Origin of the sequence: Ruegeria arenilitoris, assembly GCF_013032855.1 — a bacterium.
Lineage (GTDB): Bacteria > Pseudomonadota > Alphaproteobacteria > Rhodobacterales > Rhodobacteraceae > Ruegeria > Ruegeria arenilitoris.
On sequence record NZ_WQDA01000002.1, the window covers coordinates 1 to 15138 of the forward strand.

The 15138-nt window shown below is 61.4% G+C and carries 11 protein-coding genes and 2 tRNA genes; 5 read left to right on the top strand and 8 right to left on the bottom strand.

The window, feature by feature from the left end:
- Nucleotides 1-7 precede the first annotated feature (7 nt).
- Nucleotides 8-82: transfer RNA gene (locus GOW72_RS06145), tRNA-Asn, on the top strand.
- A gap of 258 nt (nucleotides 83-340) precedes the next feature.
- Here the strand turns inward: GOW72_RS06145 and GOW72_RS06150 are convergent.
- The gene (locus GOW72_RS06150; protein WP_217358117.1) at nucleotides 341-1663 is read right to left on the bottom strand and encodes a metal-dependent hydrolase family protein; all 1323 of its coding nucleotides are present in this window, start codon (nucleotides 1661-1663) and stop codon (nucleotides 341-343) included.
- A gap of 256 nt (nucleotides 1664-1919) precedes the next feature.
- Here GOW72_RS06150 and GOW72_RS06155 point away from each other — a divergent pair.
- Nucleotides 1920-1994 (top strand) — tRNA-Asn (locus GOW72_RS06155).
- A gap of 21 nt (nucleotides 1995-2015) precedes the next feature.
- On the opposite strand, the gene GOW72_RS06160 is transcribed toward GOW72_RS06155, so the two are convergent.
- The 5 genes from GOW72_RS06160 to GOW72_RS06180 all read right to left on the bottom strand — a co-directional run bounded on the left by GOW72_RS06160 (nucleotide 2016) and on the right by GOW72_RS06180 (nucleotide 8131).
- Nucleotides 2016-3635: a long-chain-fatty-acid--CoA ligase gene (locus GOW72_RS06160; RefSeq protein WP_170366045.1), complete on the bottom strand. Its 1620-nt coding sequence runs from the start codon at nucleotides 3633-3635 to the stop codon at nucleotides 2016-2018.
- A gap of 175 nt (nucleotides 3636-3810) precedes the next feature.
- Complete coding sequence (gene pgi / locus GOW72_RS06165; RefSeq protein WP_170366047.1) at nucleotides 3811-5421, bottom strand: glucose-6-phosphate isomerase; 1611 nt, start codon at nucleotides 5419-5421, stop codon at nucleotides 3811-3813.
- A gap of 4 nt (nucleotides 5422-5425) precedes the next feature.
- Nucleotides 5426-6097 carry a 6-phosphogluconolactonase gene (gene pgl / locus GOW72_RS06170; RefSeq protein WP_170366049.1) on the bottom strand — a complete coding sequence of 224 codons (672 nt, stop codon included), beginning with the start codon at nucleotides 6095-6097 and terminating at the stop codon, nucleotides 5426-5428.
- Nucleotides 6094-7548 carry a glucose-6-phosphate dehydrogenase gene (zwf, locus tag GOW72_RS06175; protein WP_170366051.1) on the bottom strand — a complete coding sequence of 485 codons (1455 nt, stop codon included), beginning with the start codon at nucleotides 7546-7548 and terminating at the stop codon, nucleotides 6094-6096. Before zwf ends, pgl begins: the two co-directional genes overlap by 4 nt.
- Before the next feature lie 313 nt (nucleotides 7549-7861).
- Nucleotides 7862-8131, bottom strand: a complete 270-nt coding sequence (locus GOW72_RS06180) for an usg protein (protein ID WP_093962206.1) — start codon at nucleotides 8129-8131, stop codon at nucleotides 7862-7864.
- A gap of 224 nt (nucleotides 8132-8355) precedes the next feature.
- On the opposite strand from GOW72_RS06180, the gene gyrA reads away from it, so the two are divergent.
- The 3 genes from gyrA (at nucleotide 8356) to GOW72_RS06195 (ending at nucleotide 12425) form a co-directional block, all read left to right on the top strand.
- Entirely contained in the window at nucleotides 8356-11058 is a 2703-nt protein-coding gene (gene gyrA / locus GOW72_RS06185) for a DNA gyrase subunit A (protein ID WP_170366759.1), read from the top strand.
- A 138-nt stretch (nucleotides 11059-11196) separates the two neighbouring features.
- A complete protein-coding gene (locus GOW72_RS06190; protein WP_170366053.1) occupies nucleotides 11197-11922 on the top strand; it encodes an ArsR/SmtB family transcription factor in 726 nt (241 codons plus the stop codon).
- Between the two features lie 56 nt (nucleotides 11923-11978).
- The gene (locus GOW72_RS06195) at nucleotides 11979-12425 is read left to right on the top strand and encodes a YqfO family protein (protein ID WP_170366055.1); all 447 of its coding nucleotides are present in this window, start codon (nucleotides 11979-11981) and stop codon (nucleotides 12423-12425) included.
- 38 nt (nucleotides 12426-12463) lie between these two features.
- On the opposite strand, the gene GOW72_RS06200 is transcribed toward GOW72_RS06195, so the two are convergent.
- Together GOW72_RS06200 and ctaA are read right to left on the bottom strand one after the other, a co-directional pair.
- On the bottom strand, nucleotides 12464-13933 hold the full coding sequence (locus tag GOW72_RS06200) for a carboxypeptidase M32 (protein WP_170366058.1): 1470 nt from the start codon (nucleotides 13931-13933) through the stop codon (nucleotides 12464-12466).
- Nucleotides 13934-13937: 4 nt separating this feature from the next.
- The gene (gene ctaA, locus GOW72_RS06205) at nucleotides 13938-15083 is read right to left on the bottom strand and encodes a heme A synthase (RefSeq protein WP_170366061.1); all 1146 of its coding nucleotides are present in this window, start codon (nucleotides 15081-15083) and stop codon (nucleotides 13938-13940) included.
- Nucleotides 15084-15138: the final 55 nt, after the last annotated feature.

The window sequence follows — 15138 nt, forward strand, 5'->3', positions numbered from 1 at the left end:
CCTCAGTTCCGGCGTAGCTCAGCGGTAGAGCAGTTGACTGTTAATCAATTGGTCGTAGGTTCGATCCCTACCGCCGGAGCCAAAATCCTCTGATTTCAGCAGTTTGTGGCGCACCCAACCGCTCACGTCCCGTGTGTAGTCGGTTGCCGATCCCACGCGCGGAGTTTTCAGCCGGTTCAACGCATGCGATCAGACTGCCTCCAAGGACCTGCGCCGTTAGATCGGAGTTGGTCTTTCGATCAGCCCAATCCTGTCAACCACACCCGGGAAACATCAGAGAATTTTCCAGCGCCTGTGACTCAAGTTTGGTCCGCCTTGCATTTGCACAGCAGACCGTCCGCTACAGTTCGTTTTTGTAGATCACCCCGCCTTTCATGATCAGATCGAAGCGCTCTTCGTATTCGGTCATGACAGACATGTTCTCCAGAGGGTTGCCGTCAATCAGAAGGATATCCGCATGAGCACCTTCCGCAATGACACCCAGCGCCCCGGGATAAGGATTGCGCGGCCCCGACAAGGCAAGCAACTCGGCTGATTTCGAGGTTGCCTGACGGAGTATTTCGGCATTGTCGAACCATTCCGTTCTCAGAACGAACTCCTCGTTTGCGCGCTTGATCATCTCAGGAGAAGTGATCACGTCCGTGCCGAAGACGATATTCTCGAATCCAAGCTCCTTGGCCATGGTGAACATCTGGTTGATGCCGTCATAGGCTTCGTCATGCTTGGCTTTTTGTTCGTCGTTGTAGCCTGCCGGATGGAATGTGTAGACGATGACCTGCGGCGACAGCCAGGCATCATGCTCCATCATCACGCGCATGGCCTCTTCGCTCATCAGATTGCCATGCTCGATGGACTTCACCCCATTCTCGACGGCGCGGATGATGCCATCCGAGTTGTAGACATGGGCGGTAACGTAGGTGTTCCAGTCTTCGGCCGCCTCGACGGCTGCACGGATTTCGTCTTCCGTGTACTGCGTGGTGTCCAATGGATCAGCAAATGACCCGGTGCCGCCACCGACCGAAATCTTGATCTGCGAGGCTCTGCGGCGCAACACCTCGCGTACGGTTTTCAGAACCTCGTCACGCCCATCGGCAACTGCGACATGGAAGTATTTCATCGGAATGCTGGGCTCGAACACCAATGAACCGGGCTCGTTTGCGTCCGTCCGATGATCCGAGTGGCCCGAGCTCTGCGAGATCATGGGACCCGAAGGATAGACCCGAGGCCCCGACAGGATGCCCTCGTCTATGGCGCGTTTCAGTGAAAACGAGTTCCCGCCGACATCGCGGACCGTCGTGAACCCCTGCATCAGGTATTGTTCGGCGACGGTTGCGGCAACATAGGCCCAGTATTCGCGATCGGCATTGAATGCGATACCGAACGGCATCTGAAACATCAGATGCGCATGCATGTCGGCAAATCCGGGCATCAGGAACCTACCCTGCGCATCGATCACCGTCGCCCCCTCCGGCGCATCCAGATCAGGGCCAATGGCCGTGATCATGCCGTCTTGGATCAAAACGTCCTGACCCTCGATCAGGTCGGAACGGACACCGTCGAAAATCCGAGCGCCGGTGATCAGGGTTCCGGCCTCTTGGGCGATCCCCGGCGCGGCGAGAACAAAGAAGAAAAGCTTCGCTGCAATCCTGCAAGCTGTCCGCATCTTGGGTTCCTTTCCGATTTCAACAGGTTCACCGAAGAATGGTGCATTATCGAGAGGCTAGTCTCTTTCTGATCCGGATGAAACGATCACGTCGCGGCCGGTGCGTAGATCAACGCAACGTTTCACTGCCGCACGAAACAACAAACCTGTTCACCCCGATTGAAATCCGAAACGGAAACCTGGGGCGCGCAATTCGTCCAAAGAAAGCAATTTTCGTCTGGACCTCGTCTTTGCAGATTGGTACACGCCCCTCAGTTCCGGCGTAGCTCAGCGGTAGAGCAGTTGACTGTTAATCAATTGGTCGTAGGTTCGATCCCTACCGCCGGAGCCAAAAATCCTTAGAAATCAAGCATTAACCTGCCAAGGCGTCCTTGAATTCATCCCGCAGTTTGCGTTTCAGGACCTTGCCCGTCGCATTGAGTGGCAGCGCGCCGACGAAGACCACTTTGTCCGGCACCTGCCACTTGGCAATCTTGCCGTCGAAAAACTCCAGCAGCTCGGCCTCGGACGGATCTTCGCCCTCGGCCTTGACGGCCACCAGCAGCGGGCGTTCGTCCCATTTGGGATGCGGCACGCCGATCACCGCCGCGGTGGCCAGTTTCGGGTGCGCTACGGCAATGTTTTCCAGCTCGACCGAGCTGATCCATTCACCGCCCGATTTGATGATGTCCTTGGAACGGTCGCGGATGGTCATGTAGCCATCCGGGTCCAGCGTGGCCACGTCGCCGGTGGCGAACCAGCCATCCTGCAGAAGATCTTGATCCTGCAGCTGGAAATAGCTGTCCAGCACCCAGTGTCCGCGCACCATCAGGTCGCCCTGCGTGACCCCGTCATGCGGCAGGTCGTTGCCGTCGTCATCGACGATCTTCAGTTCGACCCCAAAAGGTGGACGACCTTGATTCTCGCGCAGTTTGTGCTGTTCCTCGATCCGCAGCTTGCGATGCTTGGCCAGCGGGATGTTGGCGGTGCCCAGCGGGCTCATCTCGCTCATCCCCCAGGCATGCACGGTGTCGACGCCGTATTTTTCCCGGAAGGTCTCGATCATCGAGGGCGGGCACGCCGCGCCGCCGATCACCGTACGTTCGAGGCTTTCCAGCTTGGTGCCGCATTTGGCGGCATGGGCCAGCAAACCCTGCCAGATCGTGGGAACCCCCATCGCCAGAGTCACGCCATAGGTGTCGATCAGGTTCACCAGCGCCTCGCCATGCAGGTCCGGCCCGGGCAACACCATCTGCGAACCGGACATGGCGCAGCCATAGGGCGACCCCCAGGCATTGACGTGGAACATGGGCACCACCGGCATCACCACATCTATCGCCGAATACCCGATCACGTCGCGGGTGTTCGAGGCAAAGCTGTGCAGAACGGTCGAACGGTGCGAATACAGCACGCCTTTGGGGTGGCCGGTCGTGCCCGAGGTGTAGCACAGGCTCGAGGCGGTGTTTTCATCGAAGACCGGCCATTCGAAATCGGCGTCGCCGGTCTCGATCAAGTCGTCATAGAATTCCAGTCCGGGGATCTGCTGCAGTGCGTCCTCGTTGCGCGGTCCCATCAGGACGAAATGCTTCACTTCGGTCAATTGATCGCGGATCGCGGCGACCAGCGGGATGAAGGTGGCGTCGAAGAACAGCACCCGGTCCTGCGCGTGGTTGATGATGTAAACCAGCTGTTCGGGGAACAGGCGCGGGTTGATCGTGTGGCAGACGAAACCCGCACCCGAGGCCGCATAGTAGATTTCCAGATGCCGGCGGTTGTTCCAGGCCAGGGTGCCGATCCGGTCCTGCGGCTGCAAGCCCAGCTTGGTCAGCGCCGACCCCAGTCGCCGGGCATTGGCGGCGATCTCGCCCCAGTTCGTCCGGGTGACGGTTCCGTCGGTTTCGACCGACACGATCTCGGTCTGACCATGATAGCGCGCAGCATGATCGATCAGTGACGAAATCAACAGCGGCTGCGTCATCATCTGTCCCAGCATGGACATCCTCCCATTCATCGCGCCGGCCTGATGCGGCGTCTGTTGCGGCCAGGCGACACGGCGGCATGGCCGGCCCCAGGGCTTCTCCTCGGGGCCGATCCTGCCAATCATTTAATTGTCTGACAATAAAAGAATGCGGCCTGCCGTGGCGGCAGGCCGTCAGATTTGCAGGGCTTCAGCCCCGGTGCCGCAGCGCATAGGCCACAAGTGCGGCGGTCGAGCCGTCCTTGCCCTCGGTGCCCGCATCGCCATCGACGATTGGCCCCAGCGAGGTGGCCAACTCCTTGCCCAGCTCCACCCCCCACTGGTCGAACGAGTTGATGCCCAACAGCACGCCTTCGACGAACACCCGGTGTTCATACAGCGCAATGATCTGGCCCAGAACGAAGGGCGTCAGCTGCGGATAGATCAGCGTGGTCGAGGGCCGGTTGCCCGGGAACACGCGATGCCGGGCCTGACGCTCCAACTCGTCGCCATGCAGGCCCATCTCGGCCATGCGCGCTCGCGCTTCCTCAAGCGACCGGCCACGCATCAACGCCTCGGACTGAGCCAGGCAGTTGGCCAGCAGCAGACGGTGATGATGGGCCAGTTCGGGCTCGTGGCCTTCGGCGGCCACCATGAATTCGCAGGGGATCACGTCGGTGCCCTGATGGATCAGTTGGTAAAACGCGTGCTGCCCGTTGGTGCCGGGCTCACCCCAGACCACCGGCCCCGAAGGCACGCTCAGCGCCGAGCCGTCCATGGCCACCGATTTGCCGTTCGATTCCATCTCGAGCTGTTGGAAATAGGCCGGCAACCGCAGCAGCCGTTGGTCATAGGGCAGCACCGCGCGGCTGGCATGCCCCAGCACCTGACGGTGCCAGATGCCCACCAGAGCCAGCATCACTGGCATGTTCTCGGCCCAGTCCGCGGCGCGGAAATGCACGTCCATCGCCTGCCCGCCGCGCAGGAACGCGTCGAAGGCGTTCGAGCCCACCGCGATCATCACCGGCAGCCCGACCGGACCCCAGACCGAATAGCGCCCGCCGACCCAATCGGCAAAGCCGAACACGCGGTCCGACGGGATGCCGAAATCGGCCGTCTTGTCCACGGCGCTGGACACGGCCGCGAACTGCCGCCCCGGGTCGCCGCCGCCGTCCAGCATCCAGGCCCGCGCCGTCCGCGCGTTGGTCATGGTTTCGATGGTGGTAAATGTCTTGGACGCCACGATCACCAGCGTTCGCGTCGGGTCCAGTTCGCGCAGCGTGTCGGCGATATGCGCACCATCCACGTTCGAGACATAGTGCAGGCGCGGCCCATCGTGATAGGGCGCCAGCGCCAGCGTCGCCATCACCGGCCCAAGGTCCGAACCGCCGATGCCGATATTCACCACGTCGGTAAAGCTGCCCCCAGCCCCCTGGGCCGTTCCACCCCGGACCTCTTCGGCGAACACGCGCATGCGCTGCAGGGTGTCCAGAACGTCGGGCATCACGTCCTGGCCATCAACTTTCACCGGGCCGCCGTCCAGATTGCGCAGCGCCGTATGCAGCACCGCGCGGCTCTCGGTCTCGTTGATCTTGTCGCCCCGGAACATCGCGTCGCGCCGCTCGGCCAGACCAGCCTGATCACATAAGTCGATCAACGCCGCGCGGATGTCTGTGTCGATCAGGGTCTTCGAATAGTCGAACAGCAAATCGCCGGTCGAGGCCGAGAATCTCTGCGCCCGGTCGGGATCCTGCGCGAACAGGTCGAGGATGCGGGTATCCGCCGCCTGCGCGGCAAGGGTTCTGAGAGTGTCCAGTTGCATGAGATCAATCCGCCCAGTGTACCGTCATTCCATCCAAGACTGCCGCAATTGGCGCCTCCTCGGGCGGCAGGCTCATGGCACGCTCAAGCGCTGCGCGCTTTTGTTCACCATAGATGACCAGGTGTTTGGACAGCGCCCCATCCAGAACCGGACCCGTCAGTGTGATGCGCGTTTCGGGCTGCGTCTGCGGGCGAGCAACGGCCAACGCCGGTGCGTTGCTGGCCAATGCCTGCGCCAGCCCCTCCATCCCCGGAAACAACGAGGCCGTATGCATGTCGTCGCCCATTCCAAGAACCAGCACCGCCAACGGGCGCAGCGGCTCGATCAGAGCTTCGATTTGGGGCAGAACCTCTTCGGGCGCCTTGCCGGGAACATAGAGCGGGACATAGTCCGCCGCCGCCGCCCGGTTGGTCAGAAGTCGGTCGCGGATCAGGCGTTCGTTCGACCGGTCACTGTCTGCCGGGACGCAGCGCTCGTCGGTGGGCAGCACACGGACACGCTCCCATTCAAGGTCCGCGGCGCACAGGCTGTCGAAGATCGGTCCGGGCGTGGTGCCGCCGGGAACCGCAAAAGCCACAACATCGTTGTGCAGCAGCGCGGCCTCCAACTCTCCGGCCAGAACGTTGGCAACATCAATGGCCAGCATGTCCCTGTCAGCGTATTCCTGAATCTTCATGGCTTGATCCCTTGCCAATGGCGACCGTCGCGTTTCATCAGCAGTTCGGCGTCGCCGGGACCGGTACTGCCGCTGTCATAGGGTTTTGGCACGTCGCCGCGCGCCTGCCACCCCGCAATGATCGGGTCGGTCCAGGCCCAAGCGGCCTCGACCTCGTCTCCGCGCATGAACAGGGTTTGATTGCCCCGGATCACGTCCATCACCAAACGCTCATATGCGTCCGGCGCTTCCTGGTTTTCGGGCCCGAGCGCTTCGGCAAAGCTCATATCCAACGGGACGTCGATCAAACGCATTCCGCCCTGCCCCGGCTCTTTGATCGTAACTTTCAGCGTTATGCCTTCGTTCGGCTGCAGCCGGATCGAAAGCGTGTTGGCATGCCGACCGGCCTCGGCCCCAAATATGGAATGCGGGGCGTCCTTGAAAATCACGTTGATGACCGAGGACCGCGCCACCAGCCGCTTGCCGGTGCGCAGGTAAAACGGTGTGCCCGCCCACCGCCAATTGCTGACATGCGCCCGCAGCGCCACATAGCTTTCGGTGGTCGAGCGCGGATTGCCCACCGCTTCGCGGTAGCCCGGCCCGTCGGGTCCACCCGAATACTGCCCACGGACGATGTGGTGCGGCTGCACCGGGTCCAGCGCGCGGATCACCTTGAGCTTTTCGTCGCGCACGGCGTCCGAATCGAATTTGGCAGGCGGTTCCATCGCGATCAGGCACAACAGCTGCATCAGATGGTTTTGCACCATGTCGCGCATGGCCCCCGCGCGCTCGTAGTATTCTTCGCGCCCGTCCACGCCGACTGTCTCGGCGACGGTGATCTGGATATGGTCGACATACTGGCTGTTCCACAGCGGCTCGAACAGCATGTTGCCGAACCGGACGGCCATCAGGTTCTGGACGGTTTCCTTGCCCAGGTAATGATCGATCCGGTAGACTTGGCTTTCGCTGAAATATGAGGCCAGTGTGGCATTCAACGCCCGCGCGCTGTCCAGGTCGTGACCGAACGGCTTTTCGACGACGATCCTCGTCTGCTCGTTTGCCAGGCCGTGCTGGCGGATTTTCTCCGCCAACGGGGCGAACAATCCGGGTCCGACCGAGAAATAGAAGGCGCGGATCCGCGAATCCGTCAACAGCTCTGAAAGGTTTTCCCACCCATCATCAGAACTGGCATCCAACCGCAGATACTGCAGCCGGTTCAGGAACCCATCAAGATTGCCCGGATCCGCCGCTTGAGGAGGTGCGTGCTGGGCCAGCGACTCGGCCACGATCGCGCGATAGCCCGCCTGGTCATGCGCGGATCTTGCTGCGGCAATTATCCGAACATCGTCATTCCACTGTCCCGCGCAATAGCGGCGAAACAAGGCAGGCAAAATCTTGCGCTGCGCCAGATCCCCGGTGCCACCAAAAATGACCAGATCAAATGGGTCGACGGGTATAACGCGAGAAACCATGAGCCGTCCTTAACGCGCCATCGCCGGCATGTCCAATGTTAGCGCAATCATATCGTGGACTTTCTCTGATTTTCCAATCTGTGCCAATCGTATGCGCTGCGCCGAATTGCGACCGAAACGCAGAAGAATATTCAACCGCTCAGCAGAATATTCAACCGCTCAGCGCGTCCGCCGTCAACGGAGTGCCAAGATCAGTTTGTGTTTTGAAATTATGAGAGTGAGTAACCTGCGCCGAAACGCAGGTCGGCATTCATTCGATGATCCATCGGCCGGATCAAGGCGCATTGGCCTCGAGCGCAACCTGGCCGAAACGCTAGTTCAGCCGGTATTCTCCGACGACGTTCCGCCATTCTCCGGGTGCGATCATCTTGCGGTGGGTAAAGCGCACCGAATGCAGCGGACCCTCGATTTCGCGCTGCCAGAACTCGATGAAATTGAACAGCTTGGGATGATCCGGCGCCAAGTCGTAATCCTGCCAGATGAACGTGTTCAGAACATGGATGTAATCCGGCATGCGATAGAAGATTTCAGCCGTTGTCAGGCCATACCCCTTCAGCATCAATTCGGTTTCGTTTTTCTCCATTCAGACCTCCAGATTTCCTCAAAGGTCCCTTCAGGGTAACATGATTCCTTTTCAATCCGTATTAAAACAATGTGTTACCCGAAAAACACCGCGGTTTCAGGCCACTTCCGGGTTGCTTGCTTGCACCCTATGTGCCGGGTCTGATAAGATGCATCCACAAGATATAGACCCAGCACAAAAAACGGGCAGTTTACGTGAGCGATACGCCAGAAATCCCCGAAAACATGGATGAAACCCCGCCCGAGCGCCCGGTTTACGACGGCCCGACGGTATCCATCGAATCCGAGATGCGGACGTCCTATCTGGACTATGCGATGTCGGTCATCGTGTCCCGTGCGATCCCCGATCTGCGCGACGGCTTGAAACCGGTGCATCGGCGCATCCTCTATGCGATGCACGAGACCGGGAACACCCACGACAAAGCTTACCGCAAATCGGCCCGTCCCGTGGGCGATGTGATGGGTAAATACCACCCGCACGGTGACAGCGCGATCTATGACGCGCTGGTGCGGATGGCGCAGGATTTCTCGATGTCGCTGCCGCTGCTGGATGGTCAGGGCAACTTCGGCTCGATGGACGGCGACAACCCGGCGGCCATGCGCTACACCGAGGTCCGCATGGACAAGCCCGCCGCCGCTCTGCTGGCGGATATCGAGAAAGAGACGGTAGATTTCCAGGACAACTACGACGGCAAGGACAAGGAACCCACCGTCCTGCCCGCGCGGTTCCCCAACATGCTGGTCAACGGCGCCGGCGGCATCGCGGTGGGTATGGCCACCAACATCCCGCCGCACAACTTGGGCGAAGTGGTCGACGCGACGCTGGCGCTGATCGACGATCCGGACCTGACCAGCGAACAGCTGATCGAATACATCCCCGGCCCCGATTTCCCCACCGGCGGCGTGATGCTGGGCCGGTCCGGTGCGCGCAAGGCCTATCTGGAGGGCCGTGGCAGCGTCATCATCCGCGCCAAAACCCGCGTCGAGGAGTTGCGCAAGGACCGCTATGCCATCATCGTGGACGAGATCCCCTATCAGGTGAACAAGGCCTCGATGATCGAGAAGATCGCCGAAGCCGTGCGTGAAAAGCGCATCGAAGGCGTCAGCCACGTTCAGGACGAATCTGACCGCAACGGCGTGCGGGTGGTGGTCGAGCTGAAGCGCGACGCAACGCCCGAGGTGGTGCTGAACCAACTTTACCGGTTCACGCCGATGCAGACCTCATTCGGCTGCAACATGCTGGCGCTGAATGGCGGTCGCCCTGAGCAGCTGACCCTGCGCCGGTTCCTGACCAGCTTCATCGACTTCCGCGAAGATGTCGTTGCCCGCCGCACTGCATACGACCTGCGCAAGGCACGGGAACGCAGCCATATCCTGTGCGGTCTGGCCGTAGCGGTCTCGAACGTGGACGAGGTCGTTGCCACGATCCGGTCCTCGGCCGACGCGGCAGAGGCGCGCGAAAAGCTGATGACCCGCCGCTGGCCCGCAGCCGAGATCGAGAGCTATCTGCGGCTGATCGACGATCCGCTGTCAAAGATGAACGACGACGGCACCTACAACCTGACCGAGGTTCAGGCCCGCGCGATCCTTGATCTGCGCCTGCAACGCCTGACCCAGATTGGTGTCAAAGAGGTCACGGACGAGCTGGAAGACCTGGCCGCCAAGATCAAGGAATACCTGGACATTCTGTCCTCGCGCGAGCGCATCATGAGCATCATCGCCGACGAGCTGCGCGAGGTTCGAGAGCAGTTCGCAGTGCCGCGCCGCACTGAAATCGTCGACTGGTCCGGCGATATGGAAGACGAAGATCTGATCGAGCGCGAGGACATGGTCGTGACCGTGACCTCGGGCGGCTACATCAAGCGTACGCCGCTGGCCGACTTCCGCGCGCAGAAGCGCGGTGGCAAGGGTCTGTCGGGGATGCAGACCAAGGAAGAGGACGTCGTAACCAATCTGTTCGTGGCGAACACGCATACGCAACTGCTGTTCTTCACCACCGATGGGATGGTCTACAAGCTCAAGACATGGCGCTTGCCTCAATCTGGGCGCACCGGCAAGGGCAAGGCCATCGTCAACATCCTGCCGATTCCCACCGGTGTTTCGATTGCGGCGATCATGCCGGTCGATGTGCCGGATGAAGAATGGGAAAACCTGCAGATCGTCTTCGCCACCAGTGCCGGTGACGTGCGCCGAAACGCGCTGAGCGATTTCACCAACGTCAAGCGCAACGGCAAGATCGCGATGGATCTGCCCGAGGGTGTGGAACTGGTCAACGCGCGCATCTGTTCCGAGGATGACGACGTGATGCTGGTCACCAATTCCGGCCGGGCAATCCGCTTCCCGACCACTGCCGTGCGCGTGTTCAAGGGCCGCAAATCGACCGGTGTGCGCGGCATCAAACTGACGAATGGCGATCGGGTCGTCTCGATGTCCGTCATTCGCCACTTCGAGGCCACGGCAGACGAGCGCGCCGCCTACCTGAAGATGCGCCGCCTGATGGCAGGCGTCACCGAAGAGACCGAAACCGACGAAGACGAAGGCAACGCAGACAGCATCCTGCCTCAGGAGCGCTATGCCGAGATGTCTGCGGCGGAAAACCTTATCCTGACTATCACGGCCGGCGGGTCGGGCAAGCTCAGCTCGTCGCATGACTACCCGGTGCGCGGCCGCGGTGGAATGGGCGTGATGGCGATGGACAAGGCGATGCGGGGCGGCCCGCTGGTGGCCTCGTTCCCCGTCGAAATCGACGACCAGATCATGCTGGCCACGTCCAAGGGGCAGTCGATCCGGGTTCCGGTCGACGGTATATCGTTCCGGTCCCGCAGCGCGGGCGGGGTCAAGGTGTTCAATACCGGCAAAGGCGAGGAAGTCGTCAGCGTCGCCTGGATCGCAGACCAGGGTGACGAGGAAGACGATAGCGAAACGTAAGGATGGCCGCCACTGATCGGCGGCCCTCATTTCAACGACGACGGAGCGGCTCTGCAACAGCAGCCGCTCCTTTTCGTTTCGGCGAATGTCGAAGCGTTCTTTCTGGGGTCAAGCCGGGTTTTGCGGTAGGCTCATCCAATGAGACCCGAACCCAGACTGGACATCATCGGCGCCGCCCTCGCCGACCCAACCCGCGCACGCATCCTGTGCAAACTGATGGACGGGCGGGCGTTCACCAACAAAGAGTTGTCCTGCGCAGCCAACATAACGCCACCAACTGCAACGGCCCATCTCAAGCAGTTGGAGCGGGCCGGCCTGACCACTTCGATACGCAGCGGCAGGCATGTCTTTCACCGGATCGCAAGCGCACAGGTCGCATCGGCTTTGGAAAAGCTGTCCACGCTAACTCCCAGCGACCATGTCCGGCGGGCCGCGAAACCGGACTCGGGCGTCCTGTTGGCCCGTTGCTGCTATAATCATCTTGCCGGGCGTCTCGGTGTGTGGATCACCTACAACCTGCTGGATACGGGTGTTCTACAACTGGCACATGGGGCACTGGCGCCGGGTCCGCGATATCACGCGTTTCTGACCGATCTCGACCTGGACCCACCGCGGGTCAGCGCCCACCGGCCGGTCGCCAAATTCTGTCTGGACTGGACGGAACGCCGAAATCACATCTCAGGTTCCTTGGGAATCGCGATTCTGGAAAAAGCTCTGAAAGACAAATGGCTGACGCGCCAAAGGTCCAGTCGCGCCCTGACCATCACGCCGGAAGGCAAGATCGCACTGACTCGCCATTTCGGCTTGTCGGACTCCGCGCTTGATTGCCTCGGGTCGTCGGTTCGGTCGATGGCGAAGCGATAAGTCACACTCAAGATGCAAACCCGGTCATTCTGACGTTGCTTGGTTAGGAGACTGGAATGACCCAAAAACCACAGGACACCGAACGATATCTGACAGACGAAGGTTGGCGCGTGATCGTTCAGGTTCCCGAGGACCGCGCGCAGGCGGTGATTGATGCTGTTCTGGCCGTAGCCAACCTTGTTTACGGCGATTATGATCGCGTCACCTTCCGGTCGACGCCCGGAACGCAGAGCTTTCGGTCACTCGGGACCGGACGCAATGCCGTCACCTGCGACACGGTGGATGTTCCCTGCGTCGAAGTCTCGTTCTTTCTGGATGTGTCGGACGGCGTGCGTTCGAAGGTGCTGCGCGCAATCTACGCGGCCCATCCCTATGAAGAACCGGTGATCCTTCTGCACCCGTGTTTTCGAACGCTGCACATCCGCGGGCAGGACGAAGACAACCCGAACCGGTTCTGGAACCGGCCTCTGGAAGACTGGGTGCCTGATGCACACCGCAGCTAGATGACCCCTATCATACCCATAGCGGTCATCTTTCCAGGTCATAGACCGTAGAGCGTGCCGAATTTGTCTTCGAGATAAGCCAACAACGGCTCGGGTCCGGGCTCCATGCCGCTGGCGCGGCGGATGACATCGCGTGGGGCATACAGACCGCCATGCTGCTGAACATGCTCGCGCAGCCAGCCGGTTGCAGTGGCGGTATCGCCCTGCGCCAGTTGATCGTCCAAGCTTGGAACTGCCGCTCGGAGAGCCTGATACAGACAGCCTGCGTACACATTGCCCAGCGAATAGGTCGGGAAGTAGCCAAACAGACCGACCGACCAATGCACGTCCTGCAGACACCCGTTCGAAGGCTTGTCGACCGCATAGCCGAAATCGGCATGGAAGCGGTCGTTCCACGCGGCCTCGAGGTCCTTCACCTGTAGATCGCCCGACATAAGTGCGCGCTCCAGATCGAACCGCAGCATGACGTGCAGATTGTACTGAACTTCGTCCGCCTCGGTGCGGATGTATCCGTTGTGCACCCGGTTGACGGCGGCATAGAAGGCATCTTCATCCGCGATGCCAAAATCTCCGAAGGCGTCCGTCATCTGCCGGAACAGCCAGCCCGTGAAGGCCCGCGAGCGGCCCAGCTGATTTTCATAGATGCGGCTCTGACTTTCATGGACGCCCATCGAAACGCCCTCACCCAGCGGAGTCAGAGCGTAAGCCGGATCGATGCCCTGCTCATAGCAGGCGTGCCCGACCTCATGGATGGTCGAATAGAAACAGTTGAACGGGTCGGTTTCGCTGGTCCGGGTGGTGACGCGCACGTCATCGCCGCTGCCGGAACAGAACGGGTGTACGGCCTTGTCCACCCGCCCCCGGTTCAAGTCGTACCCGAAAGTCTCGGCCAGCTTTTGCGTCAGCTTCATCTGGGCCGCTTCGTCGAACGTTCCGGTCACGCCCGCGGGGGACGGCCGATCAAGTACCGCGGCGCGCAGCGCAACCAGACGCGGGCGCATGGCATCAAAGATCGCACCAATCTGGGCAGCGGTCGTGTAGGGCTCGTAATCCTCGACCAGCGCGTCATAGACATCGCCGCCCTGCGCCAGAGCCGCCCCTTCCTCGCGCCGCAGCGCCACGACTTCCTCCAGAACCGGAAGAAACGCGGCAACATCCTCGTCGGCGCGGGCCTGTGCCCACTTGCCCTGCGCGGCCGATGTCACGCGGGCGATGGCCGTGGCCAGATCAGCGGGCACCTTGACCGTGCGCTCGTATGTGCGGCGGATTTCGCGCAGTTGCGCCTGACCGACCTCGGTGTCGGCATGGGCGTTTTCCAGCCACTCTGCCACGCGCGGATCTGAACGGCGCGCATGCAACACGGCTTCGATTGCGGCCATCTCCTCGGCGCGCTGGTTGGCGGCCCCGCGCGGCATGACGGTCTCTTGGTCCCAGCCCAGGCGCCCGGCGATCTGTGCCAGTGCCGAGGTTTCGCGCTGAAAGGCCATCAGGTCATTGAATGCAGTCATTGGGTCAAGCTCCGCGCAGCGAGGTTGCGATGGGATAAGCGGTCAGGAACCGGGCGCGCAGGATCAAGGTCCAGACGACCACGGCCATGAACTGGTGGAAGATGGCGATCTGCCAGGGCGCGCCATAGACCACGGTGAGGATGCCCACGACCACCTGCAGCGACAGCGCCGCGAACATGGCGTTGAAGGCGAACCGGGTCTGCGGGTGGGCGCTGCTGCTGCCGCGCCGCCAGACGAAGATGCCGAAGGCGAACAGCACATAGCCCACGCAGCGGTGGATGAACTGCACCAGCCCCGGACTTTCGAAAAAGTTGCGCCACATCGGTTCAAGCGCGGTGGCGTCCGGCGGCAGCAGTTGCCCGCCGATCAGCGGCCAGTCGGTATAGGACCGGCCGGCGTCGATACCCGCCACCAATGCGCCGATCAGGATCTGCAGAAAGGCAAAGTGCAGCAGCCCGGTCGACAGGGAGAACAGCCGCGCCTCTTTCGCGCGGCGGGCCTGCATCAGGTCGCGTTCCTCGCGCCCCAGCATGAAGATGTACCAGGCCAGAAAGCCCAGGATCACGAACGCGAGGCCAAGATGGGTGGCCAGGCGATAGCTGGCAACGGCGGTCATCCCCTCGCCCTGCGTCACGCCCGAGGCCACCATCCACCAACCGACGGCGCCCTGAACGCCGCCCAGCAGTCCGGGGATCGCAAGGCGCCCGGTCCAGCCTGCGGGGATCTTGCGAAGCACCAGAAAGCCAAAGAACCCAAGCGCCCAGACCAGGCCGATCACACGGCCCAGCTGCCGGTGACCCCATTCCCACCAGTAGATGGTCTTGAAGTCATCCAACTCCATCCACTGGTTCATGATCCGCCACTGGTCGATCTGTTTGTACTTGTCGAACTCGGCCTGCCAGTCCGCCTCGGACATCGGCGGGATCGCCCCGGTGACCGGGCGCCATTCGGTGATCGACAGGCCGCTGTCGGTCAGGCGGGTCAGCCCGCCCACCGCGATCATCACGACGACAAGCACGAACAGGATCATCAGCCAGACGCGGATGGCCTTGCGTGCGCCGCCCCGGCCGCGGTCGATCATGCCTGGCTGGACCGTTTCCTGCTTTTGTTCACCCGAGACTTCTTCGAAGATGCTGCGCTTGCCGCTCATGCCGTCCTCATGTCCTTGATTTTCCCGCAAGCTAGGGCCAGTGCCCGGGAAGGTC